Source organism: Enterobacter sp. FW301-JW81 (assembly GCF_058788735.1).
Genome location: NZ_JBYTBA010000002.1, coordinates 325,223 through 350,959, shown reverse-complemented (window position 1 = coordinate 350,959; position 25,737 = coordinate 325,223). Strand labels below are relative to the sequence as shown.

General features: G+C 55.1%; 19 protein-coding genes and 1 tRNA gene. 9 read left to right on the top strand and 11 right to left on the bottom strand.

Annotation, left to right across the window (positions count from 1 at the left end):
- Positions 1–142 precede the first annotated feature (142 nt).
- Positions 143–1,903: a DNA repair helicase RadD gene (radD, locus tag AC3WOK_RS08595; protein ID WP_492354330.1), complete on the top strand. Its 1,761-nt coding sequence runs from the start codon at positions 143–145 to the stop codon at positions 1,901–1,903.
- 125 nt (positions 1,904–2,028) lie between these two features.
- Complete coding sequence (gene rplY / locus AC3WOK_RS08590; RefSeq protein WP_029740955.1) at positions 2,029–2,313, top strand: 50S ribosomal protein L25; 285 nt, start codon at positions 2,029–2,031, stop codon at positions 2,311–2,313.
- A gap of 52 nt (positions 2,314–2,365) precedes the next feature.
- Here the strand turns inward: rplY and yejK are convergent, their stop codons facing one another.
- A complete protein-coding gene (gene yejK / locus AC3WOK_RS08585; protein ID WP_047346586.1) occupies positions 2,366–3,373 on the bottom strand; it encodes a nucleoid-associated protein YejK in 1,008 nt (335 codons plus the stop codon).
- 134 nt (positions 3,374–3,507) lie between these two features.
- Here yejK and AC3WOK_RS08580 point away from each other — a divergent pair, with 134 nt between their 5' ends.
- From AC3WOK_RS08580 to AC3WOK_RS08570, 3 genes are all read left to right on the top strand, one after another.
- Positions 3,508–3,735, top strand: a complete 228-nt coding sequence (locus AC3WOK_RS08580) for a YejL family protein (RefSeq protein ID WP_014884596.1) — start codon at positions 3,508–3,510, stop codon at positions 3,733–3,735.
- A gap of 19 nt (positions 3,736–3,754) precedes the next feature.
- Entirely contained in the window at positions 3,755–5,515 is a 1,761-nt protein-coding gene (yejM, locus tag AC3WOK_RS08575; RefSeq protein ID WP_492354329.1) for an LPS biosynthesis-modulating metalloenzyme YejM, read from the top strand.
- A gap of 72 nt (positions 5,516–5,587) precedes the next feature.
- A tRNA-Pro gene (locus AC3WOK_RS08570) sits at positions 5,588–5,664 on the top strand.
- A gap of 36 nt (positions 5,665–5,700) precedes the next feature.
- Here the strand turns inward: AC3WOK_RS08570 and AC3WOK_RS08565 are convergent.
- Positions 5,701–6,888 carry an MFS transporter gene (locus AC3WOK_RS08565; RefSeq protein ID WP_492354328.1) on the bottom strand — a complete coding sequence of 396 codons (1,188 nt, stop codon included), beginning with the start codon at positions 6,886–6,888 and terminating at the stop codon, positions 5,701–5,703.
- Positions 6,889–7,013: 125 nt separating this feature from the next.
- A complete protein-coding gene (locus AC3WOK_RS08560; RefSeq protein WP_126786712.1) occupies positions 7,014–7,274 on the bottom strand; it encodes a DUF2534 family protein in 261 nt (86 codons plus the stop codon).
- 208 nt (positions 7,275–7,482) lie between these two features.
- Between AC3WOK_RS08560 and eco the strand changes: the two genes are divergently transcribed.
- Positions 7,483–7,986, top strand: coding sequence for a serine protease inhibitor ecotin (eco, locus tag AC3WOK_RS08555; protein WP_059312027.1), 504 nt, complete (start codon positions 7,483–7,485; stop codon positions 7,984–7,986).
- Between the two features lie 103 nt (positions 7,987–8,089).
- On the opposite strand, the gene mqo is transcribed toward eco, so the two are convergent.
- Positions 8,090–9,739, bottom strand: a complete 1,650-nt coding sequence (gene mqo, locus AC3WOK_RS08550; protein WP_063428859.1) for a malate dehydrogenase (quinone) — start codon at positions 9,737–9,739, stop codon at positions 8,090–8,092.
- Between the two features lie 187 nt (positions 9,740–9,926).
- On the opposite strand from mqo, the gene AC3WOK_RS08545 reads away from it, so the two are divergent.
- Positions 9,927–11,216 carry a SulP family inorganic anion transporter gene (locus tag AC3WOK_RS08545; RefSeq protein ID WP_492354516.1) on the top strand — a complete coding sequence of 430 codons (1,290 nt, stop codon included), beginning with the start codon at positions 9,927–9,929 and terminating at the stop codon, positions 11,214–11,216.
- Here the strand turns inward: AC3WOK_RS08545 and mgtE are convergent.
- The 6 genes from mgtE to AC3WOK_RS08515 form a co-directional block, all read right to left on the bottom strand.
- Positions 11,179–12,615 (bottom strand): magnesium transporter, encoded by a 1,437-nt coding sequence (mgtE, locus tag AC3WOK_RS08540; RefSeq protein WP_492354327.1) that lies wholly within the window; start codon positions 12,613–12,615, stop codon positions 11,179–11,181. The two genes, AC3WOK_RS08545 and mgtE, sit on opposite strands and share 38 nt — an antisense overlap.
- A gap of 191 nt (positions 12,616–12,806) precedes the next feature.
- Entirely contained in the window at positions 12,807–14,450 is a 1,644-nt protein-coding gene (locus AC3WOK_RS08535; RefSeq protein WP_059312901.1) for a multidrug ABC transporter permease/ATP-binding protein, read from the bottom strand.
- A 69-nt stretch (positions 14,451–14,519) separates the two neighbouring features.
- The gene (alkB, locus tag AC3WOK_RS08530) at positions 14,520–15,176 is read right to left on the bottom strand and encodes a DNA oxidative demethylase AlkB (protein WP_059312818.1); all 657 of its coding nucleotides are present in this window, start codon (positions 15,174–15,176) and stop codon (positions 14,520–14,522) included.
- On the bottom strand, positions 15,176–16,234 hold the full coding sequence (gene ada, locus AC3WOK_RS08525) for a bifunctional DNA-binding transcriptional regulator/O6-methylguanine-DNA methyltransferase Ada (protein ID WP_492354326.1): 1,059 nt from the start codon (positions 16,232–16,234) through the stop codon (positions 15,176–15,178). The genes alkB and ada overlap by 1 nt, the downstream gene beginning before the upstream one ends.
- A gap of 72 nt (positions 16,235–16,306) precedes the next feature.
- Entirely contained in the window at positions 16,307–17,362 is a 1,056-nt protein-coding gene (gene apbE, locus AC3WOK_RS08520) for an FAD:protein FMN transferase ApbE (RefSeq protein ID WP_492354325.1), read from the bottom strand.
- A gap of 115 nt (positions 17,363–17,477) precedes the next feature.
- The gene (locus AC3WOK_RS08515) at positions 17,478–18,593 is read right to left on the bottom strand and encodes a porin OmpC (protein ID WP_059312821.1); all 1,116 of its coding nucleotides are present in this window, start codon (positions 18,591–18,593) and stop codon (positions 17,478–17,480) included.
- Between the two features lie 743 nt (positions 18,594–19,336).
- Between AC3WOK_RS08515 and rcsD the strand changes: the two genes are divergently transcribed.
- Positions 19,337–22,009, top strand: a complete 2,673-nt coding sequence (rcsD, locus tag AC3WOK_RS08510; protein WP_492354324.1) for a phosphotransferase RcsD — start codon at positions 19,337–19,339, stop codon at positions 22,007–22,009.
- 16 nt (positions 22,010–22,025) lie between these two features.
- Positions 22,026–22,676 carry a response regulator transcription factor RcsB gene (gene rcsB / locus AC3WOK_RS08505; RefSeq protein WP_003859405.1) on the top strand — a complete coding sequence of 217 codons (651 nt, stop codon included), beginning with the start codon at positions 22,026–22,028 and terminating at the stop codon, positions 22,674–22,676.
- Between the two features lie 111 nt (positions 22,677–22,787).
- On the opposite strand, the gene rcsC is transcribed toward rcsB, so the two are convergent.
- Positions 22,788–25,634: a two-component system sensor histidine kinase RcsC gene (gene rcsC / locus AC3WOK_RS08500; protein ID WP_063429099.1), complete on the bottom strand. Its 2,847-nt coding sequence runs from the start codon at positions 25,632–25,634 to the stop codon at positions 22,788–22,790.
- Positions 25,635–25,737 lie beyond the last annotated feature (103 nt).

Below are 25,737 nucleotides of genomic sequence, written 5' to 3'. Positions count from 1 at the left end.
CAGTATAATGGTCTGGTTGCGCCACTCAAGGGAAAAAGTTTCGTGGCATACTATCTGTACCCTAAATAATTCGAGTGCAGCCAACGCACAGGCAACTTGAAGTATGACGGGTATATGTGCGGAATAACGAAACCGAGACCCTATGACTTTTACACTTCGACCCTACCAGCAGGAAGCCGTTGACGCCACGCTCGCCTGGTTCCGTAAACATCGCGAGCCGGCGGCGATAGTGCTCCCGACCGGTGCAGGCAAAAGCCTGGTCATCGCCGAACTGGCGCGCCTGGCCCGTGGCCGCGTGCTGGTGCTGGCCCACGTCAAAGAGCTCGTCGCGCAAAACCACGCCAAGTATTGTGCGCTTGGGCTGGAGGCCGACATTTTCGCCGCCGGGCTAAAGCGTAAAGAGAGCCACGGCAAAGTGGTATTTGGCAGCGTGCAGTCGGTGGCCCGCAATCTGGACCTGTTTCGCAGCGAATTTTCGCTGCTGATTGTCGACGAGTGTCACCGCATCAGCGATGACGACGACAGCCAGTATCAGCAAATCCTGACGCACCTGAAAGAGGTGAACCCTCACTTACGCCTGCTGGGCCTGACGGCGACCCCGTTTCGCCTGGGGAAAGGCTGGATCTATCGCTACCATTATCACGGCATGGTGCGCGGCGATGACAAGGCCCTGTTTAGCGACTGCATTTACGAACTTCCGCTGCGTTATATGATTAAACATGGCTACCTGACGCCGCCAGAACGGCTGGATATGCCGGTGGTGCAGTATGATTTCAGCCGTCTGCAGGCGCAGAGCAACGGCTTGTTCAGCGAAGCGGATCTTAACCAGGAGCTGAAAAAGCAAAAGCGCATTACGCCGCACATCATCAGCCAGATTAAGGAGTTTGCCGCGACGCGCAAAGGGGTGATGATCTTTGCCGCCACTGTTGAGCACGCGCGCGAGATCACCGGGTTACTGCCCTCTGGCGACGCGGCGTTAATCACCGGCGAGACGCCCGGCCCGGAGCGCGACGGCCTGATTGACGCCTTTAAAGCCCAGCGGTTCCGCTATCTGGTGAACGTGTCGGTATTGACCACCGGCTTTGACGCGCCGCACGTAGATCTGATCGCCATTTTGCGCCCGACCGAATCGGTCAGCCTGTATCAGCAAATTGTTGGCCGCGGCCTGCGCCTGGCTCCCGGGAAAACCGACTGCCTGATTCTGGATTATGCCGGCAACCCGCACGATCTCTACACGCCTGAAGTCGGCGCGCCAAAAGGGAAAAGCGACAACGTGCCCGTCCAGGTCTTTTGCCCTGCCTGCGGCTTTGCCAACACCTTCTGGGGAAAAACCACCTCCGACGGGACGCTGATCGAACACTTTGGCCGCCGCTGTCAGGGCTGGTTTGAAGATGACGAGGGGCATCGCGAGCAGTGCGACTTCCGCTTCCGCTTTAAAAACTGCCCGCAGTGTAATGCGGAAAACGACATTGCCGCGCGCCGCTGCCGGGAGTGCGACACGGTACTGGTCGACCCGGACGACATGCTGAAAGCGGCGCTGAAGTTAAAAGATGCGCTGGTGCTGCGCTGTTCCGGCATGGCACTGCAGCCCGGTGCCGATGAAAAAGGTGAATGGTTAAAAATCACCTATTACGATGAGGACGGGGCGGACGTCAGCGAACGCTTCCGGGTTCAGACGCCCGCCCAGCGAACGGCTTTCGAACAGCTGTTTATCCGCCCGCACACCCGCACGCCGGGCGTGCCCCTGCGCTGGATAACCGTGGCCGATATCGTGCGTCAGCAGGTGCTGTTGCGCCATCCGGATTTTGTTGTCGCCCGCAAGAAAGGCCAGTTCTGGCAGGTACGTGAGAAAATCTTTGACTACGAAGGTCGCTTCCGTCGCGCCAACGAATTACGCGGTTAGCGGGACTTTTCATTGATGTGAGGGGCATTTGAGTATAAAATGCCGCCCGCTTCACATCCGTGAGGCAGAACACTCACCTGCTGCTGGGTCGCCTGTAGCAGGGTTTTAAATACAGAGAGAAATCAATGTTCACTATCGAAGCAGAAGTACGTAACGTGCAGGGTAAGGGTGCGAGCCGCCGCCTGCGTAACGCTAACAAGTTCCCGGCTATCGTTTACGGTGGCGAAGCTGCTCCAGTTGCAATCGAACTGGATCACGACAAACTGTGGAACCTGCAGACCAAAGCTGAATTCTACAGCGAAGTTCTGACCATCGTTGTTGGCGGTAAAGAAGAAAAAGTGAAAGTTCAGGCTGTTCAGCGTCACCCGTTCAAGCCAAAACTGTCTCACATCGACTTCGTTCGCGCGTAATCGCAAACACGTCGAAAAAAAACCCCGCTTCTGCGGGGTTTTTTTATGGCTGTTATTTCCCGCCCGAGGTGCGGCGCTGAAGCTGATCGCGCAGGTTCGGCGGCGTACCTTTGATGGTCAGCGTATCGGTGGCCGGATCCCAGAAAATACGTTCACCCAGCAGCATCGCGTCGAAATTGATGGTTAACCCGCCGCCGCTGCCGGCAAACTTGGTTAACTGACGCAGCGTGCTGCGATCCGCCGGGAAGCTCTCTTCAAGCTCATAACCTTTATCCGCGGTGAATTCCTGGAAGCTGACTTCGCTCACGCCCGCCAGCTCTTTTGACAGCGACTCCAGCTCAATCTCCTCCCCTGCCTGCAGCTGTTCGTTGCAGTAGCTGTAAACCTGCTGGCGTACGTTCTGACGCTCAGATTTATCGAGCTGTGCTTCAGCCGTGAAGTCATCAACCGCCTGGAGCAGACCTTTGTTCTGCGCTTTGGCGTTAAGACCTTCGCTGGCACCAAGGAAGTCCATGAAGAAATCAGCCACTTTTCGACCCACGCGCCCCTTCAGGAAAGTCAGGTAGCGGGTCGACTCCGGATTCGTTTCCCACTCGGTCAAATCAATACGCGCCACGATATCCGCATGGTTGATATCCAGATAATGGGTCGAGCTGATATCCAGCTGCTCGTTCACGCGCATGCTGCTTAAGTTATTCAGTACGGTAACCAGCAGATACTCTACGGCCAGATAGCGATAGTGGCAGAACAGCACGATCCCGCCGTCGGCGAAGGGATATTTCGCCAGTTCGTCGCGCAGACGCCCGGTTGCGGCGCGGCTAAACGCCAGGAAATCCTCTTCACCCTGACGCTGCAGGCGCAGGCTATCTGCCAGTTCACTCTCTTCGCTGAACAGACCATAGGCTTTATTTTTGGCGCTATAGACGCGATGCAGCTCTGCCATCATCTCCACAACGGTCGCCGTGGGTTCCAGTAACGAATCGCGCAGCACCACTTCAAGGGTTTGCTCATCGCGCTTGATAAGCTGGTGCAAGGCAATCTGGTTGATTTCCAGACTCATGATAAACTCTCCTTTTAGACCGGGCGGTATTCAACCACCACCAGGGCATGTGTGCAACAACAGATAAAAAAGGGGAAAAAAAGCTGTTGCTACGGTAATATGTTGCCCTTTCATCAACAAACTGATTTTGATTTATGCCACAACATTCCCGCTACAGTGATGAACACGTTGAACAACTGCTCAGTGAGCTGGTCAACGTACTTGAAAAACATAAAACGCCGACCGATCTCTCCCTGATGGTTTTGGGAAATATGGTCACCAACCTTATTAACACCAGCGTTGCTCCGGCTCAGCGTCAGGCGATCGCAAAATCTTTCGCCCAGGCTTTACAGTCATCCGTCAGCAACGACCAGGCCCATTAAGGGATACGAACAACAGTTTATGGTGACGAATCGTCAGCGCTACCGTGAAAAAGTCTCCCAGATGGTCAGCTGGGGGCACTGGTTTGCCCTGTTCAACATTCTGTTGGCGACGGTCATTGGCTGTCGTTATCTTTTTGTCGCAGACTGGCCAACAACGCTAACCGGGCGGATCTACTCCTGGATGAGCGTTGTGGGTCACTTTAGCTTTTTGGTTTTCGCCACCTATCTGCTGATCCTGTTCCCCCTGACGTTTATCGTCATGTCGCAGCGTCTGATGCGGTTCTTGTCCGCCATCCTTGCGACGGTGGGGATGACGCTGCTGCTTATCGACAGCGAAGTGTTCACCCGCTTCCACCTGCATCTCAACCCCATCGTCTGGGAACTGGTGATTAACCCCGACCAGAATGAAACGGCCCGTGACTGGCAGCTGATGTTTATCAGCGTTCCGGTGATCCTGTTGATTGAGATGCTGTTTGCCACCTGGAGCTGGCAAAAACTTCGCAGTCTGACCCGGCGACGCCATTATGCGAAGCCCGTCGCCACGCTCTTTTTCGTCTCTTTTGTCAGTTCGCACATCATGTATATCTGGGCGGATGCGAACTTCTATCGCCCTATTACCATGCAGCGCGCTAACCTGCCGCTCTCGTATCCAATGACGGCCCGTCGCTTCCTTGAGAAACACGGCCTGCTTGATGCGCAGGAGTACCAGCGCCGCCTGGTCGAACAGGGTAACCCGGAAGCCGTCAGCGTTCAGTATCCGCTGAGCGACCTGCGCTATCGCGACATGGGCCGCGGGCAAAACGTCCTGCTGATCACCGTCGACGGCCTGAACTATTCCCGTTACGAGAAGCAGATGCCTGCCCTGGCCGAGTTCGCGAGTCAAAACGTCTCGTTTACTCAGCATATGAGCTCCGGTAACTCAACCGATGCGGGCATCTTTGGCCTCTTCTACGGTATTTCAGCCGGCTACATGGACGGCGTACTCTCTACCCGTACACCTGCGGCGCTGATTACCGGGCTGAATCAGCAAGGTTACCAGTTAGGGCTGTTCTCATCAGATGGCTTTAACAGCCCGCTCTACCGTCAGGCGCTGCTGTCAGATTTCTCACTACCGCCGGCGCAAGATCAGTCCGACGCGCAGACCGCCAGCCAATGGATCAACTGGCTGCAGCGCTACGCGCAGGAAGATAACCGCTGGTTCTCATGGGTTGCGTTTAACGGCACAACGCTTGCCGACAGTAATAAGAATGACTTTGCGCGACGCTACGGCCGTGCGGCTGGCGATGTCGATGCGCAGATAGGCCGCGTGCTTGGCGCACTACGCGAGTCAGGCAAGCTGGACAACACCGTGGTGATCGTCACCGCAGGCCATGGCGTCCCGCTGGGCAACGAGACGAAGAGTATGAGCTGGTCACGCCCGAACCTGCAGGTTCCGCTGGTGATCCACTGGCCTGGTACCCCTGCTCAGCGCATCAATATGCTTACCGAGCATAAAGATGTCATGACCACCCTGATGCAACGCCTGTTGCACGTCAGCACGCCAGCAAACGAGTATTCGCAGGGGCAGGATCTCTTCAGCGCCGCGCGCCGCCATAACTGGGTCACCGCTGCCGGGAGTAACACGCTGGTGGTGACCACGCCGAAGCTGACGCTGTTGCTGAACAGCAACGGGAATTACCAGACGTATAATCTGCAGGGTGAACGGTTGAAAGACCAGAAACCGCAGCTAAGCCTGCTGCTGCAGGTCCTGACGGATGAGAAGCGCTTCATCGCTAACTGATTAATTATAAACCAGTTAGCGACAGATTCCCTTGCATTCAAAACGGAATCGAGTAGTATTCTTCCTATGCGTCGGCACGTAGCGCAGCCTGGTAGCGCACCGTCATGGGGTGTCGGGGGTCGGAGGTTCAAATCCTCTCGTGCCGACCAAAAACACTTTGAAAACCAGCCTGATGGCTGGTTTTTTTATTGCGCCTCGCCCGGCATTTTGTGCAGATACACCAGCGCAACCAGACAAATCACCGCACCAGCATAAAACGTATATTCCGCGCCAAACGTTTCCCATATCACCCCGGCTCCCACGCTGGCAATTAACAACCCCACGCCGCTGACCAGACTAAAAATACCGAAAGCCGTGCCGCGTAAATCCGCTGGCGCGGTTTTAGCAATCATTGCCGCCAGCAATCCTTGCGTCATCCCCATATGCACGCCCCAAAGCGCAACGCCTAAAATAATGCCCGCCCAGTGGGTGCTCAGCGCCAGCACAATGTCCGCTCCTATCAGCACCACCAGCCCCCACTGCAGTAACCGGGTGTGGCTCATGACGTCGGATAATTTGCCAAACGGATAGGCTGAGAGGAAATAGAGCAGATTCATCGCCACCATCACCAGCGGGATCAATGCCAGCGGCACGCCGGACTGCTGGGCACGGAGGACAAGAAATGCCTCACTGAAACGTGCGAGTGTGAAAACGGCACCTAACCCAATCACCCACCAACAGCCTTTACCCAGACGCCGGAGGTTCTCTCGTTTGATGGGATTCGTTCGTTTATGCTCGACAGGGGTTTTAGGCTCATGCAGGCCGAAGAAAAGCAAGGCAACGGCGAGTACGCCGGGGATCACCGCAATCCAGAAAATAGTACGAAAATCATCGTTCCACAGCAGCATCAAGCCAACGGCCAAAAGCGGGCCGAGAAATGCGCCCACGGTGTCCATTGACTGACGCAGACCGAACGCGGCACCGCGCAACTCGGGGGGCGTAACGTCAGCGACCAGCGCATCGCGCGGTGCCCCCCGTATTCCCTTCCCCACCCTGTCGATTAAGCGTGCCCCCAGAATCATGCCGGAGGAAGAGGCAATAGCAAACAACGGCTTACTTAGCGCACCGAGGCCATAGCCCAGCACCGCCAGCCCTTTACGTTTACCCAGATAGTCGCTAATTGCCCCGGAAAATACCTTGATAAACAGCGCAGTGGCTTCGGCCAGACCTTCGATCAAACCGATGAAAATCACGCTGGCTCCGAGCGTCGTCACCATAAACAGCGGTAGCAGGCTGTGAATGATCTCCGAGGAGATATCCATCAACATGCTGACCCCCCCAACAACCCAGACGCCTTTCGGGATCCGGCTGAGTGTTGCAAACCGGGATAACATTGCGCATCTCCTGCTGTATGTTGAACATTTTGCTCGAAACAGAATATCCTGGAAGTGCGGGTAAAATATCGTCAGACATAAAAAAAGCCACCCCGCAGGATGGCTTAGTTTTCGCATATCGACGCTCAGTGCTTCTCGCGACCGCCCAGGAAGAAAATGCCCAGCGGTATGGCCAGCAGAACGGTGAACACCAGGCTGTAGACGAAGATCATGGCCGATTGCAGGACGTACATGCTGGTCGTCCAGGCTGAGAGGGGGATATTGTACTGTTCGATAACGCCGACAATGGTTGCCCGCCCAACGCACGCGGCAGCAATCATAAATACCACCAGCAGCGCCAGGAGAAACTTGCGGCCTTCAGGTGTTTTAAGTTTTGCACAAACCATCTCTCTTCCCTTTACAGATGAATAACATTATAGAGTGCTTAAAATAACACGAACTGGCACCTCACTCCACACCAGCACAAATAACCACATGACACGCAAATTAAAAGCTTATAACTCTGTATATATTGAAAATGTAAGTAAATAACACCAATCATTTATAGTTGTTATGTTAACCTGTGCAGGATCGTTTTGACATAAAGGAATGACAATGAAAAACGCACCTAAATTTGCCATCGCCCTCATCGCCGCCGCGTGCGCCAGCACCGGCGCTTTCGCCAGCGAAACCCCAAAAGAGCAGCCGCTGGAAAAAGTTGCCCCGTATCCGAAAGCGGACAAAGGGATGAAGCGTCAGGTGATTCAGTTACCGGTTCAGCAGGATGAAGGGAACTTCAAAGTGGAACTATTAATTGGCAAGACGCTGGAAGTGGACTGCAACCAGCACCGTCTGGGCGGTCAACTTGAAAGCAAAACGCTGGAAGGCTGGGGTTATGACTATTACGTCTTTAATAAAGTGACCTCTCCGGTCTCCACCATGATGGCCTGCCCGGACGGCAAAAAAGAGAAGAAATTTGTGACTGCGTATCTGGGTGACAACAGTCTGCTGCGCTACAACAGCAAGCTGCCAATCGTGGTGTATACGCCTGAAAACGTCGAGGTGAAGTATCGCGTGTGGAAGGCTGATGAGAATGTCGGACAAGCGGTAGTACGTTAAAACCAGGTCGGGTGCGCTCTGGTGCCCTCGCCCCAACCCTCTCCCACAGGGAGAGGGGGAAAATACCAAAAACGGCAACGTATGTTGCCGTTTTGCTTTTATCTTACAGCGCGATATCCGCAACCGGTTTGTTTTCCGCCTGAGGTTTCAGCTCAGCTTTTGGTGCAGCATCAGCAGCCTGCGGCTTAACATATTGCAGCTGCAGTACGCGGCTGGTGTATTCCAGCTCCTGCTCCGTCGCGTCCACGTTACCGTTCAGCTTCGTGCCGTAGGATGGAATAATGGTTTTCAGCTTAGCCTGCCATTCCGGGCTGGAAACTTTATCCTTAAACACTTTTTCCATCAGGTGCAGCATGATTGGCGCAGCAGTAGACGCACCCGGTGAAGCACCCAGCAGCGCGGCGATGGTGCCATCCTTATCGCTCACCACTTCCGTACCCAGACGCAGCACGCCGCCCTCTTTAGGATCGCGTTTGATGATTTGTACGCGCTGACCCGCCTGCCACAAACGCCAGTCTTCTTTCTTCGCCTGCGGATAGTACTCTTTCAGCGCCTCGAAACGGTCGTCGTCAGAGAGCATCACCTGGCTAATCAGGTATTTCACCAGGTCGAAGTTATCCAGCCCTACATCCATCATCGGCTTGACGTTAGAGGTGGTCGTGGCGCTCAGCAGATCCCACAGAGAACCGTTTTTCAGGAACTTGGTGGAGAAGGTCGCGAACGGTCCAAACAGCACCACGCGTTTGCCGTCAAGCATACGGGTATCGATATGCGGAACGGACATCGGCGGCGCACCTACAGAAGCCTGACCGTACACTTTTGCCAGATGACGATTAACCACCTCCGGGTTATCGGACACCAGGAACTGACCGCCAACCGGGAAGCCCGCATAGTCGTCAGCTTCCGGAATACCGGACTCCTGCAGCAGCTTCAGCGCCGCGCCACCTGCCCCAATAAACACAAACTTCGCCTTAATGACGTGTTCGGCTTCATTGTTTTTCAGATCGGCAACGGTCACGCTCCAGCTGTTATCCGCGTTGCGCTTGAAACCGCGCACTTCGGTGCTGAGCTGCAGGTTGAAGTTCTCTTTCTTCTTCAGAGACGTTACCAGCTGGCGGGTAATTTCACCGTAGTTGACGTCGGTACCAATTTCGGTGCGGGTCGCCGCGACTTTCTGATTCGGGTCACGACCTTCCATGACCAGCGGAGCCCACTCTTTAATCTGCGCGTGGTCTTCTGAATATTTCATACCGCGGAACAGCGTGCTCTGCTGCAGAGCCGCGTAGCGCGCGCGCAGGAAGTTAACGTTCTGTTCGCCCCACACAAAGCTCATGTGCGGTACGGTATTGATGAACGAGTGCGGATCGTGCATCACGCCGCTGTTGACCTGGTGAGACCAGAACTGGCGAGAAATCTGGAAGGCTTCGTTGATCTCTACCGCCTTCTCGATACTAATGGAACCGTCCTTTTTCTGCGGCGTATAGTTCAGTTCCATGAGTGCCGAATGTCCGGTACCGGCGTTATTCCAGCCGTTCGAACTCTCCTGCGCCACGCCATCGAGGCGCTCGACCATGGTCATTGACCAGTCCGGCTGCAGTTCTTGCAGATAGGTTCCCAGCGTGGCGCTCATGATACCGCCACCAATTAAAAGGACGTCCGTTTCCTGCTCTTTTGGTGCGTCAGCTTTCGCCGCCATAGAGACGGTGTTAAGCCCCACGGCCAGAGAAAAGAGCATGGCAGTCATTTTTTTCATAATTTATGCCTTAGTGTAAAAGTGCTTGATGCGTGGAAATTGCAGGTGAAAAAAGCTGCGGGGGCACGGTAACAACTTTTAAATATTGTTTAAAGGTTACGAAATTATTGTAATTGTGAAATTTAATGATGGATTGTTTGTAGGGGATTATGCTGGCGGCTGGCAATAGGGGCATTTTCTGGCTACTATCCTGCACTTTGTGATCGCGCGCACGGAAGCCTGCCCTAACCAGCGAATTGTTATGTCCTTACCCCAACCTGCTTTGCCCAACGAAGGCCGCGTCACCACGGTCCTCAGCTCACCCAAGCTTCTGATGCGTGAAACGCTGGCGGGCGTGATTACCGCTCTGGCGCTGATCCCCGAAGTTATTTCATTTTCGGTGGTCGCGGGCGTTGACCCGAAGGTCAGCCTTTTTGCCTCCGTGGTGCTGTGTCTTGCCCTGTCCGTGCTGGGCGGTCGTCCGGCGCTGGTCACGGCAGCGGCCGGTTCCGTCGCGCTGGTCATTGGCCCGATGGTGCATCAGCACGGCGTGCAGTACATTCTGCCGGCGGTACTGATGGCTGGCGTGATTCAGATCCTGTTTGGGGTATCGGGCATAGCGCGGCTGATGCGCTTTATTCCTCAGGCCGTCATGACCGGGTTTGTTAACGCGCTCGGTATTTTGATTTTCTTCGCCCAGGTACCTCACTTCTGGAGCCGAAGCCCGCTGATTGTAGGCCTGTTCGTGCTGACGGTGCTGATCGTGCTGTGGGTACCGCGCTACGTCAAAAGCGTCCCGTCGCCGCTGATTGCCATTGTTGTGTTGACGCTTTATACCGTGACCACCGGTCAAATCCTGCCGACCGTGGGTGATGAAGGCGCGATAAGCGGCGGTTTACCAGGGCTAACCGAGCTGCTGGTTCCGCTTAATTTACAGACGCTGAGCATCATCTGGCCGTGCGCGCTGAGTATCGCGTTCGTCGGCCTGCTGGAATCCCTGCTGACGGCAAAGCTGGTGGATGAGCTGACCGCAACGCCGTCGAGCAAGCGCCGTGAGAGCATCGGGCTGGGCGTGGGTAATATTCTGTCCGGTTTTTATGGTGGTATTGCGGGCTGCGCAATGATCGGGCAAACCATCGTCAACGTCGAGATGGGGAAAGGACGAAGCCGCCTCTCCACCATCGCGGCAGGCGTCGTACTGCTAATTCTCGTGACGGCGCTCAGTGAAGTGATGGCTAAAATCCCGATGGCCGTACTGGCCGGGATCATGGCGATTGTCGCCATTAAAACGTTCAGCTGGCACAGCCTTCAGCCAGCCACGTTAAAAAATGCCCCGATTGCGGAAACGGTGGTGATGCTGGTCACCGTGGCCACAACGGTATCAACCGGCAACCTGGCAATTGGCGTGCTGGGCGGGATCATCGTCATGCCGCTGCTTCCCGCCCGCGCTAAGCGTCGGCTTAAAGAAGAAAAATCGTCGCCAGCCCAAGAAAAATAAAGAAACCGCCGGTATCGGTGATGGCGGTGATCATCACGCTCGACCCCACCGCGGGGTCGCGCCCCAGTTTGGTCATCGTCAGCGGGATAATCACGCCCATTATCGACGCCACCAGCAGGTTGAGTACCATCGCCAGCATCATCACGCCGCCCAGTGGCATATCGTCGTATAACCACCAGGTGATGCCCCCCATAATGCCCCCCCACACCAGGCCGTTAATTAGCGCGACGCCCATCTCTCTAAAAATAAGCCACGAAAAGTTACCCGGCTGAATATTTTCCAGCGCCAGCGCGCGAACGATCATGGTGATGGTCTGGTTTCCGGTGTTGCCGCCAATCCCGGCCACAATCGGCATCAGCGAGGCTAACGCCACCAGCTGCGAAATGGTATGTTCAAAGCCGTCAATCACGCGGGAGGCGATAAACGCGGTACACAAATTGATAGCAAGCCAGGCCCAGCGCGTTTTCACCGCCTTGCCGACGGAGGCATGGACGTCATCTTCGGCGCTGATCCCCCCAAGCGCACGCAGGTCGTTATCGGTCTCTTCATAGACCACGTCAACGATCTCATCGATGGTCAGACGCCCCATCAGTTTGCCGACGGAATCCACGACCGCGGCACTCACGAGGTCGTCACGTTCGAAGGTACGCGCCGCTTTTTCCGCATCGTCTTCCGGGGAGAAGACCATCGGCTCGTTTTCCATCACCTCGCTCACCTTCCGCTGGGTGCTGTTGAGCAGGATGGTTTTCAGCTCCAGCTCGCCGAGCAGGGTTTTATCCCGCGAGGTGACAAACAGTTTATCGGTGTTGTCCGGCATCCTGCCCAGACGGCGCAGGTAGCGCTGCACGGTGCCGAGCGTCACGTCCGGGCGTACCGTGATCACGCCGAATTCCATGATCGCGCCGACGCTGTTTTTCTCGTAGTGCATCACCTGGCGCACGCGCGCGCGTTCATCGGCAGGCAGGGAAGCCAGCAGGCGACCGGTCAGGTTTCGCGGCAGGTGCTGAACGAGGTAAATCTGCTCGTCGATATCCAGGGTTTGCAGGGCGTCGAGAATATCCCGGTCGCTCATCTCGTCGATAAGGTCATCCCAGACGTTTTCGGAGGCCTCAAGCAGCACCTGCCCGCGCTCGTGATCCTGCACCAGCCGCCACAGGGCGTGGCGTTCTTCTGAGGGGAGCGCTTCAAGGGTATCCGCCAGATCCGGCGGGGGTAAATGAGCAACCAGCGCACCTACCTCAGCAATATCGTCGGCCAGGGTGCCGACATCATATTGCTCAGCCAGGGTGAGTTTGCCTAATAACGTAGAAGTGACCGCTTTATCGGTCGTGAGAAGCCAGATAAGTCGCGCACGTTCCTGGTCACGCTGCCTGGCGCTGTTTTTCTTTAATACCGACATTAATCATAAATCCATGAAATAAGTTGGTATTAAGCATAGCGCGGGGATATGTAAATAAGAATAAACAACGAAGTGGGATGAAGAAAAAATCGGCATATTGTGCAAATCATTGTGCCCGGCGGCGCTACGCTTGCACGGGCCTACAAAAACGTAGGCCAGGTAAGGCGAAGCCGCCACCCGGCACATTGGCATCAGGCCGTACGCGCCACCGCATCGCGAGATGCCGCATCGCGCTCTTCGCCGGTCAGCTCGCTCAGCCTGCCGTCGCGCATCTCCAGCAGACGGTCGGCATGAATAAAGTAATGATCGTCATGGCTGATGGCGAAAATGGTTTTGCCCATCTCCTGCATCAGCGGCAGCAGCACCTGATAAAATTCGCGGCGGAAATGCGGGTCCTGATCGGCCGCCCACTCGTCCAGCAGAATGATGTCACGCTCTTCCGCCAGCGCCAGCAGCAGCGCCACGCGTTTTTTCTGCCCTTTGGAGAGCTTCAGGTTGAGGATCTTCCCGTCCTGTAGCTCCAGCTTGTGCGACATCTGCAGCTGCGCCAGCCATTTCTCCACCAGCGCAGGATTAGCCTGTTGCCCTTCCGGCCCCAGCAGCCGATCGAACAGCCAGACGTCGGTGAAGACCGCCGAGAAAAGCTTGCGATAATCCTCGGGCTTCTCTGCGCTCAGCGCCTTGCCATCCAGCAAAATTTCGCCAGACTGCGGCTGATAAAGCCCGGTGAGCAGCATCGCCAGGGTCGATTTTCCACTGCCGTTGCCGCCAATCAGGAACAGTAGTTCGCCGCGGTGAATCGTCAGATTGATTGGCCCCACGGAGAATGCGTTGTCCTGATAGCGGAACGTGACATTACGCAGCTCCAGCGTCTGCCAGTTCGGGAAGGTCTCCGGACGCGGGAATTCGGCTTTAAACGGCGCGAGATCGAATTTTTTGAGCTTATTGAACGCCACCTGCGCGCTTAGCAGAGTCGGCAAGGCACCGACGGCCGAGAGCAGCGGTGTACGCAAGAACAGCAGCGTCAGCGAATAAGTTGCCGCGACGTTCGTGTCCGCCCAGCCCAGGCTGTTCGCCATCCAGAATACCAAGCCAATCGCTCCCAGCATCATGATATTTGACCAGTTTACCGCGCTCAGGTGGAACGTATCCGCACGGATAATATGGTGCCGGTATTCGCGCGCGTCCGGGATATAGAGGTTGTTAAAGATATACTCGGCGCGCTCGCGGTTCAGGGTCAGCTCTTTGCGCCCTTCCAGTACCGTCTGGTAATCGTTATAGAGCTTATCTTCGGTTTCGCGCAGTACCGCCATGTGTTTATAGACGCGGGACACCAGCACAAAACCGCCCCAGATGGTGATCGCAATCCACAGCGCGGTCACCGCCAGCATTTTGCTGGAGAGCCAGGCGAGATAGGCCGCAGAGCCAAAGGTCAGAATGATCCCCTGAACCAGCTCCGGCAGCCGAACGAACGCGATGGTAATGGCGCGCACATCGCTGGTCAGCCCCGCCAGCAGAGAAGCACTGCCGAGTTGTTCCACGCGTTCTACCTGGGTATCCAGAATCCGCTTGATAAACTCGCTGCGCAAACGGAAAACGAAATGGTGGCCGAGCGCGGTCAGCGCCAGCTGAGAGCCGAGCGTTACCGCCATCAGCAGCAGGAGAAGGCCAAGAAATTCCGGCAATACGGAGAGCGAAGTATCGACCATTTCAATCAAACGCACGTTAATAAACGCGATCAGGCCAATACCCAGCGCGGCGCTGGCGAGGCTTAACGCCATTACGGCGATGAATGGCCAGCGATACTGACGCCAGACAAGGAGAAGTAGTTGCATGCAGGCAATCCGGACAATAAAAATCAGCCAGCAGTGTAAACTGCCCTGCGCGGACATCAAGAATAATTCTTATTTTAGTTTACTGTACCCCGCCTGACGGAAGGTCAGGTTATAACGGTACTCGCCCGTGAGCGGGTGAATCCCGGGCTTCAGCGGCTGAATGCCGTGGTAATAAAGCCGCGACTCCCTGCCCCACACCACCACATCGCCATGTTCCAGCATAATGCGCCTGAGCGGATCGTTGCGGCGCAATCCGCCGAACTGGAAAACGGCGGGCAGACCTAACGATACCGAAACGATGGGCGCGCGCAGATCGGGCTCATCCTTGTCCTGATGCAGAGAGAGCTTCGCGCCGACGGCGTAGCGGTTAATCAGGCAGGCATCCGGACGGAAGTCGGCATAATCCGCCGCAACCGCGGCATCGTGACAAAGTGCCTGAAAAACCGCAGGCATAGGGGGCCACGGCTGGCCGGTGGTGGGATCGTTCGGCGCATACAGATAGCCCCGCGCGTTTGTCGCCCAACCTAATTCGCCGCAGTTGGCCATGGCCACCGACATGGTGTATCCGCCCGGCGTCACCATATGGCGAAACGGTGAAACGGCCGTCACCTCTTCAATACCGGCAAGCAGCGCCGCCGCACGGGAGAGCGCAAAGCGGCGCAGGATAACCGCCCCCGGCGCAAGCGGCTCCTGCCAGGGTTCAGCATCCGCAAAAAGATCGAGCATTATCCCTCCTGGCGTTTTGCCTCACGTTTCAGTAATAGCGCTTTTCGCTCCGTTCCCCATCGATAGCCTGACAGCGCCCCGTCGCTGCGAACAACGCGATGACAGGGGATTACAATCGCCAGCGTGTTTGCGGCACAGGCGCCGGCAACGGCGCGCACCGCACCGGGTTGACCAATCGCCTGCGCCACCTGCTGGTAACTTGCCGTTTCACCGCAGGGGATGTGGCGAAGGGCCTGCCAGACCCGCTGCTGGAACGCGGTTCCGCGAATATCCAGCGGCAGCGCGAGCGGAACCGCGCGGTCATCAATACTGGCAATCACCTGATGGATCCGCCGCGCGAAAGCATCGTCCAGCGGCGCGTGCTCTGCTTTTGGAAATACCGTCGCAAGCTCCTCGGCTAATTCCGCGTCGTTGTCACCCAGCAGGATCGCGCAGATCCCCCGCTCGCTTTCCGCCACCAGGCAGCGTCCTAACGAGCAGTCATCGATGGCATAACGTACGGCCGCATCACCTTTACGGTACTGCTTCGCCGTCATGCCCAACGCATCGCTAGCTTTGCGATAATAGCTACTGCTGTCAGGAAACCCGGCCGCCAGCACGGCATCGGTAATTTTGTCTCCCTGCGCAAGCGCGGTGCGCAGGCGCTGTCCCCGCGCAGCCTGCTGCCAGGCTTTTGGCGTCATACCGGTTACGGACTTAAACAGACGGTGGAAATGGAAAGGACTCATGGCAACCTGCTGCGCCAGTTTCTCCAGGGTTAACGCAGGATCCTGCTCCAGAAGACGGCAGGCGTGTTCCACTTTTGCCAGCTTCTGCTCATGCGGATCGCGTTTATCCGGCATGCAGCGCTTGCACGGACGAAACCCTGCCTGAACGGCATGCTGGGCATCAGGATAAAAGCGGACATTTTTACGCAGCGCGTGACGGGCACGGCACGACGGGCGACAGAAAATCCCCGTCGTCTGCACGGCAAAGACAAACTGAGCGTCAGCGCGCGGATCGCGGGCCAGCACGGCCAGCCAGCGATCCTCATCGGTCATTAAGGTCGGGTTTCTCATTATCGGCTCCTCTTATAAGCATATATACAGCGTGCCTGAGTGCCACTGATTAAAAACCCGCAACCTTGCTTTTTAATTTTTGTCGCTCACGAGGAAGCTGTTGAACTGCGGCGAATGCCAGCTTTTGAACCCGTCGCCCTCTTTAACGATCATATAAACCGCCAGCCCTTCCTGACGCACCACCTCTTTCGCTTTCTCCGGACCGAGTACCATAAGCCCGGTATCCCAGGCATCCGCCTCCAGCGCGGTGGGGGCAATCACCGTCACCGACACCAGGTTATGCTCGATCGGACGTCCGGTCTGCGGGTCAATAACGTGCGAAATACGTTTCCCGTCGAGCTCGTAATAGTTACGGTAGCTCCCGGAGGTGCTGATGCCATGTCCGTTGATATCCACCATCGCCTGCACGGCATTTTGCCGATCGGTCGGCTTTTGAATCGCAACGCGCCACGGTTTATCGCTGGCGTTCATGCCCCGGCTGACTAACGCACCGCCCACGGACACCAGATAGCGCGAAATCCCCTCCTGCGCCATCAGCGCAGCCAGATGATCCGCCGCATAGCCTTCCCCTACCGTCGATAGATCGACAAACAGATCGGGAATATCTTTTTGCAGATACTGTTGCCCGTACTGATTGATCACCGTCAGATGCTGAAGCCCGGTCCGGGCGCGAGCGTCATCAATGGCCGCCTGATCGGGCGCGGTAACTGGCTGCTTGTTGGGACCAAATCCCCAGAGGTTCACCAGAGGGCCGACGGTCACATCCATCGCACCGTTGGTTTTGTAGCCCACGCGCATTGCCTCGGTCACGATATCGGCCATCGCCTCGCTCACCGGCCACAGGGAGGTCGTGCTTGAAAGATTAAAGCGCATCAGCGCCGAGTCGTTTTTATATGTCGACAGCAGCTGATCGTCAGCGTCCAGCTGCGTCTGAATTTTGCCACGAAGCTCATCTGCGCGTGTCTTATCAAGGTTCATCACGCTGACGCGCCAGAAGGTGCCCATCGTTTTGCCTTCAAGCACCGTCGCGGCGGGTGCATCGGGGGTTGCCACCGGCGTGGAAGAGTCACAAGCGGTCAGGAAAAAAAGGGTTGCCAGAAAGCTGGCGCGTAAAAAAGTCATGTCCATTCATTATTATCCTCATGCCAGGGCGGCAAGAGTACACCAAAACGGGTGAATTGTGAGGGCCTAAAAAAAACACAAAAAAGGGGCCGTCAGGCCCCTGTGCTATACGGTGAAGCGATTAGAACTGGTAAACCAGGCCCAGCGCGACGATATCGTCAGTACCGATACCCGCCTGACGGGTGAATTCATTTTCATCAACCAGGTTGATTTTGTAATCCACGTAGGTAGACATATTTTTGTTGAAGTAGTAAGTCGCACCCACATCAACATATTTCAGCAGATCCTGGTCGCCGTAACCTTCGATGTCCTTACCTTTAGACTGCAGGTAAGCCACGGATGGACGCAGACCGAAGTCGAACTGGTACTGAGCAACCACTTCGAAGTTCTGCGCTTTGTTAGCAAAACCGTAAATGTCGCTGCTGCTCTGAGAGTTGCCGAAACGCGTTGCGTTGTAGGTCTGAGAGTATTGCGCCGCCAGGTAGATGTTGTTGGCGTCGTATTTCAGGCCACCGGTATACACTTCAGCGTGGTCGCCTTCACCCTTCAGCGCCGGGTTAGCGGTGTTGTTCTGGTCAGCAGTACGCTTAGAAGAAGACATTGCACCACCGATGCTGAAGCCTTCGCCCAGGTTATAGGTCAGGGACGCACCGTAGCCGTCGCCGTTCTGTTTCAGGGTGCTACGACCGGTGTCGTTTTCGCCGCTTACGCTGCCGTTTTTGCCCTGATACTGCAGAGCAAAGTTCAGGCCATCGACCAGACCAAAGAAGTCCTGGTTACGGTAGGTCGCCACGCCGTTAGCGCGGGACTGCAGGAAGTTGTCTGCGCCGTAGGTATCGCCGCCAAATTCTGGCAGAACGTCGGTCCAGGAGGTTACGTCGTAGATCACACCGTAGTTACGACCGTAATCGAAAGAACCCGCTTCAGCGAATTTCAGACCCGCGAACGCCACACGCGTCCAGGCCTGGTTGTCGCTTTCAGAGGTGTTGCCCTGGATCTGGTATTCCCACTGGCCGTAACCGGTCAGCTGATCGTTAACCTGAGTTTCGCCTTTGAAGCCAAGACGCATGTAAGTCTGGTCGCCGTCGGCACTCTTGTCGTCAGAGAAATAGTGCAGACCATCGACTTTGCCGTACAGATCTAATTTGTTGCCATCTTTGTTATAAATTTCGGCCGCATTTGCTGCGCCTGCCACCAGGAGTGCTGGTACCAGGAGGGACAGTACTTTAACTTTCATTTTATTAACCCTCTGTTATATGCCTTATAATTGCCACTGCTTACTGGTTAACCCTCATTAACCAGTCGGCAATTTCATTCTCCTCAAAATTACAGAATAATCCAATGCGAATATGATACGAAAACTTTGAAGATGTTTCATTTATCTATCAACATGTTTCAAAATGTAAACATCAAGGAACTTTTACAAAGCACAAATAGCTTATGAATTTAGCACTTATAATCAAACAGAAATGACATTACACTAATATCAATGAGTTACAATAAAAAACGTTACAGCACTGAATGACAAAACAAGATCGCCCCTAATCTCTAAAATAACTCTCGCTATCATCATTAACTTTATTTATTACCGTCATTCAGCTTTGAATGTCTGTTTATCCCTAATTCAACCGGATGCTTCGCATTCGGTTTTTTTTTACCTTTCTTTACGTAATCTTTCTTTTTTTGTGCTACCGCAGCGTAATTGTAACGACTATTAACTAAATTCTCTTCGTGTAGCCACCGAAAGCACGCGATTGATGCAAAACTTAATTTCTTGTTAATTCGTGCTATTTATCGGCTGATAATGCGTTATATCTGTACGCGCAGGGCGCGTTTGTACATGTTTACTGCACTCCTCGCCGCCGATATTGTTGGTTGAAAAAGTCGCCTGTTCCGGGACAGTGGCGCTGGAAATTCAGTTATTACCCTTTATACTGCCCTATCGCCACAGAGCACGACCATAACGGGTTAAAGATATCAATGAGTCAGACTGAAACTACCGCCCCGAGCAAATTCTCCCTCCTTCCCGGGAGCATCACCCGTTTCTTTCTTCTTTTGATCGTTGTGCTGTTAGTCACAATGGGGGTGATGGTACAGAGCGCGGTTAACGCCTGGCTGAAGGATAAGAGCTATCAGGTCGTTGATATCACCCACGCCGTGCACAAGCGCATAGATACCTGGCGCTACGCCACCTGGCAGATTTACGACAACATCGCGGCAGCACCGGCCTCTTCATCCGGGGATGGGCTTCAGGAAACGCGGCTTAAGCAGGATGTCTATTACCTCGAAAAACCGCAGCGCAAGACTGAGGCGCTTATCTTTGGCTCTCATGACAGCGCGACGCTTGAGATGACCCAGCGCATTTCGACCTATCTGGATACCCTCTGGGGTGCCGAAACGGTACCGTGGTCGATGTACTATCTCAACGGTCAGGACAACAGCATGATCCTGATCTCAACGCTGCCGTTGAAAGATCTCTCTTCCGGATTTAAAGAGACGACCGTGGGTAGCATTGTCGATTCCCGCCGGGCAGAGATGCTGCAGCAGGCCAACGCCCTTGATGAACGTGAGAGCTTCTCATCACTGCGCCGGCTGGCATGGCAAAATGGCCATTACTTTACCCTGCGTACCACCTTTAACCAGCCGGGGCATCTGGCAACGGTCGTGGCCTTCGATTTACCGATTAATGATTTAATTCCTCCGGACATGCCGCTCGACAGCTTCCGTCTGGAGCCAGACAGCAGTACCCAGAATATGCGTTCGGCGCCTGACAAAGAGGCCGCAGAGAGCGTATCGATCTCCTTTAACGGTTCGAAAATCGAAATTGCCTCGTCGCTCAACTCGACCGGTATGCGTCTGGTGTGGCAGGTTCCGTTTGGCACGCTGTTACTCGATACCCTGCAAAATATCCTGCTGCCTCTGCTGCTGAATATTGGCCTGCTTGCGCTGGCCCTGTTTGGCTATAGCACGTTCCGCTTCCAGACGGGACGGCAGAGCGACGCCTCTGCGGTTCCGGCCGGTACCGGCAATGAGCTGCGCGTATTGCGTGCGCTGAATGAAGAGATTGTTTCCGTGCTGCCGCTCGGGGTGTTAGTTCACGATCAGGAAGCGAATCGTACGGTGATGAGCAACAAAATTGCTGACCATCTGCTGCCGCATCTGAACCTGCAGAACATCACCACCATGGCGGATCAGCATCAGGGGGTCATTCAAGCCACGATTAATAACGAGCTGTACGAGATCCGTCAGTTCCGCAGCCAGGTGGCCTCGCGTACGCAAATCTTTATTATCCGCGATCAGGATCGCGAAGTGCTGGTGAATAAAAAGCTCAAGCAGGCGCAAAGGCTGTATGAGAAAAACCAGCAGGGGCGCGCCGCATTTATGCAAAACATTGGCGATGCCTTCAAGCAGCCGTTAAAAATGCTGGCGACTCAGGCAGCGGCGCTAAACACCTCTGAAAGCCACCAGCTTGCCTGCCAGGCCGACTCGCTGGTGCGTATGGTTGATGAGATCCAGCTGGCGAACATGCTGGAGAATGACTTCTGGAAGGGAACGCCAACCCTCTTCTCCATTCAGGATCTGATCGACGAAGTGGTTCCGGAAGTTCTGCCCGTGATTAAGCGTAAAGGGCTGCAGCTACTGATCAATAACCGTTTGTCCGCGAATGACGTACGCCACGGCGATCGTGAAGCGCTGCGTCGCATTCTGTTGATGATTATTCAGTATGCCGTGACCACCACGCAGATCGGTAAGATCACCCTCGAAGTCAGTACGGACGAGTCGGCAGAAGATCGCCTGACGTTCCGCATTCTGGACACCGGGGAAGGGGTAACGACGAGTGAAATTGATAATCTGCACTTCCCGTTCCTGAATGACACGCAAAGCGATCGCTACGGCAAGGCCAATGCGCTGACGTTCTGGCTGTGCGATCAGCTGGCGCGTAAGCTCGGCGGTCATCTGAATATTAAAGCCCGTGAATCACTCGGCACCCGTTATTCTCTGCACGTCAAAATGCCCGCCAATCCACAGGAAGAAGATGAAGAACGTCTGCTGGATGATGTCGTGGTGATGGTTGATGTGACCTCGAATGAGATCCGCAATATTGTGGTTCGTCAGTTAGAAAACTGGGGTGCGGCCTGCATCACGCCGGATGAAAGGCTTGCAAGTCAAGAATATGATCTGTTTTTAACTGATAATCCGTCTAATCTTACTGCCTCCGGCTTGCTTTTAAGCGATGATGAGTCAGGCGTGCGGAAAATCGGCCCTGGCCAGCTGCGCGTCAACTTTAATATAAGCAATGCGATGCAGGAAGCTGTACTACAACTAATAGAAGAGCAGCTGGCGCAGGAAGAGATAGCGGAATCACCGTTAGGCGGCAATGAAAACGCCGAGCTTCACGCCAGCGGATATTATTCACTCTTTGTTGATACAGTACCAGATGATGTTAAGCGGTTGTATACTGAGTCCGCTGCGAATGATTTTGCAGCGCTGGCACAGACAGCACACCGGCTTAAAGGGGTGTTTGCCATGCTTAATCTGGTTCCCGGCAAGCAGTTATGTGAAACGCTGGAACATCTAATTCGTGAGAAAGATGCCTCTGGCATTGAAAAATACATCAGCGACATTGACGCCTACGTCAAAAGCTTGCTGTAGCAAGGTAGCCTTATACATGAACAATATGAACGTAATTATTGCCGATGACCATCCGATTGTACTGTTCGGTATTCGCAAATCACTTGAACAGATCGAGTGGGTGAATGTAGTCGGTGAATTTGAAGACTCTACAGCACTGATCAATAACCTCCCAAAGCTTGATGCACACGTGCTCATTACCGATCTCTCCATGCCTGGGGACAAATACGGTGATGGGATCACGCTCATCAAATACATTAAACGCCACTTCCCGGACATCTCGATCATTGTTCTGACCATGAACAACAACCCGGCGATCCTGAGCGCCGTGCTGGATCTGGATATCGAAGGGATTGTGCTGAAACAAGGCGCACCGACCGATCTGCCAAAAGCGCTTGCTGCGCTGCAGAAAGGCAAGAAGTTCACGCCTGAGAGCGTCTCTCGCCTGCTGGAAAAAATCAGCGCGGGGGGTTACGGTGACAAACGCCTGTCGCCGAAAGAGAGCGAAGTTCTGCGCCTGTTCGCAGAAGGTTTCCTGGTCACCGAAATTGCCAAGAAGCTGAACCGCAGTATTAAAACCATCAGCAGCCAGAAGAAATCAGCGATGATGAAGCTGGGCGTGGACAACGATATTGCTCTGCTGAACTATCTCTCCTCCGTTACGCTGAGCGCAACGGATAAGGATTGATCCCCACTGTAAATGCCGGGTGGCGCTCGCGCTTACCCGGCCTACAGAACCCGTAGGCCCGCGCAAGCGCAGCGCCGCCGGGCAAATAAAAAAGGCCCTTGCGGGCCTTTTTTATATTCTGGTTTTTCTCACGCGATCTGCGTAAATCGACAATGTCTGCTTCAGCACGTCCAGCGTCACCGGTTTCGACAGACAGCTGTCCATTCCTGACTCCAGACAGCGCTGTTTCTCTTCCGCCAGCGCGTTCGCCGTTACGCCCACCACCGGCAGCGTCAGGCCAAGCTGTCGGATGCGCTGCGTCAGGCGGTAACCGTCCATGTTGGGCATGTTGACGTCGCTAAGCACGATATCAATGTGATTTTTACTCAGCACATTCAGCGCATCCACGCCGTCATTAGCGGTTTTGCACTGATAGCCAAGCGATCCGAGCTGGTCTGCCAGCAGGCGGCGGTTAATCGGATGGTCATCCACCACCAGAATCATCATATCGTCATTCACCGACGCCAGAGAATCCGGTGATGGCAATCCGCCGGCGCTGTCGCTCTCTTCCAGTTGCACCTTGTAGATGCGCGCCAGCAAGCTCAACAGCTCGTGCGGCGTTGCAACGCTGTGTACCCATTCACCCGGCTCGCGCTCAACCGGAATGCCGATGTGGTGGCGACAGAAGCGCACCGTTCCTCTCCCCTGCCACGGCTGTTCCAGCATCTCGTCGGAAATCAGCACATCGTCCACGTCCGGCGTTTGGCCTTCATAGCTGCACACCCTGACACCGCTGTGGGTGAGCAGTGCCGTCAGGTAGTCATTCAGTGAAGCATTATGCACCGCCAGCCAGCAGCGCTTATCACTCAGCCCGTCAAGCGTCGCTTTCGCCGGATACTGCGCCGAATAGAGCGGAATGCGGATGGTGAACTGGCTGCCCATGCCGGGCTCGGTATCAACCGAGATATCACCGTCCATCATGCTGACAAGCTTCTCACAAATCGCCAGCCCCAGGCCGGTGCCCTGGAAGTTACGCTGCACGCCGGTACCGACCTGGAAGAACGGGTCGAACAGACGAACCACCTCCTTCGCCGGAATGCCCACTCCCGTGTCGCGCACGCGAATGCTCAGGTAATCCCCCGCCCGGCAGACGTGCAACACGATACAGCCAACATCGGTGAATTTTATGGCGTTGCTGAGCAGGTTAGAGATAACCTGCTGCAGGCGCATCGGATCGCCGTGCAGCGTCAGCGGCACGTCCGGTTCGATAAAGCAGTAAAGCCCCAGCTGTTTACGCACGACCAGCGGCAGATAGTTGGCGCTGATATGGTTCATCACCTCGCGCGGCGAGAACTCCCGCGGTTCGATTTTCAGCTGCTCAGACTCAATTTTAGAGAAGTCGAGAATATCGCTAATGATTTTCAGCAGCAGACTGGAGGAGTTGTTCATCGCCGTCACCAGCCTGTCGACCCCTTTCGGCAATTCTTTCGTCTGGAGCAGATCGAGGTTACCGATAATCCCATACAGCGGCGTGCGCAGCTCGTGGCTGACGGTGGCAAGGAACATGGATTTCGACTGACTCGCCTGCTCTGCGGCCTGTGCCATCTCCTGCAACGACTCTTCCATTTTTACGCGCGCGGAGACGTCCACCAGCACGCAAATCGCCACGTTTTCATTACGATAGCGGGAATGGACAAAGCTAATCTGCAGGTTGGTGTGCGTGCTGGTGAGCACGTCGACAAAGTTAACCTGCTGACCGCAGATAATCTGCGTCAGCCTTTGCCGGTCCTCATGCGTCAGCATGTTCAGGTAGTTATGCGCCAGTTCGTTACTCAGGATATTTGTCCCGTCCTGAGTACGCAGAATACAGATCCCTACCGGTGCCGACGCGACGATCTTGCGGTTAAACTGCTCGTGTTCCTCCAACCGTTGAGCATCGCTTTCGGCAGGAATAAAGATTTTCCGCTCATACATGCGCGCCAGGGTGAACAGCGCCCCACCCGCGATCAGGTTCAGCAGAATGGCATTCATGATAAGAATGCGTATCCGCTCAAGCACCATATCCACCGGCAGCGAATAGACGATACTCAGCGACGAAGGCGGCAGGCTCTTCTTCAGCACCAGCTCGCGGAAACCCGAGGTATAGCCAAACCACGACCGCTCCTGCATCCAGTGCGGTTCGACGTTTAAACGGTTATCGGGCCCGGCAAGCGAGATCAGCTGATGACCATTTTCATCAAGAATGGTCACCCCCATTGGCAGGCTGCCTGGAGTGAAGAAGTTTTCCATGCGAATGGTCTGCTCAATTCCCAGCAGCGCCTGCAGGCGATTGCCCAGATAAACCGGCGTCAGGGCGTAGAAATACCCCACGCCCGCGCGCGGGCCCTGGCTCACCCAGAAGATGTTATTCCCGCGCTCGTCCTGCGGCGCATTGCGATATTTCACAATACGCTCATGCAGGCTTTTCAGCGCGTCATCACGCTCAACGGGCACATCGCGCAGGCCAAAGTCAGCCATGCAGAGATTTTCACTGCCAATCAGGAATACGCGGTTGAGGTCATAGGCGGCGGAGAAATTGTCTCGCCAGTAGCGCATAAACCAGGCAAGCGATTCCAGCGACCCGCGCCAGGTATTGCTCATGGTGGAGCAGTCGGAGTCCGGGAACAGCGGCTGGAAGTCCGGGACTTCGGTTTTGTCATTACGCCCGCGAAGCGCAAGGATACCGTTTTCCGCCGTCAGGCGGTTTTCGGCAATATACTTCAGCTCCTTCATCACGTCAGACGTTCGCTGAATGTAGCGCTGGGCCTGGTCGGAGCTTAAATTAAACTCCTGGCGGATCTCCGCTTCTTTCTGGTGCAGCGCGTTAACGATGTAAAACACCGAGAACAAGGCCACCAGCAGCCAAAGCAAGAGCGCCAGCGCCCGAAACAGATAGCGAGAAACTTTCAGCGTATTACGAAAGGAGACGAGGTATTTCAAAGGGGCGAGGCTCCGCCGTCGGGGTCAAAAGAATGTGGTTAAGGTAGCGGTAAACGCGCCAGGTCGCAACGTTGACTTATCTGCTTCTGCAAAAGAAAAGGGC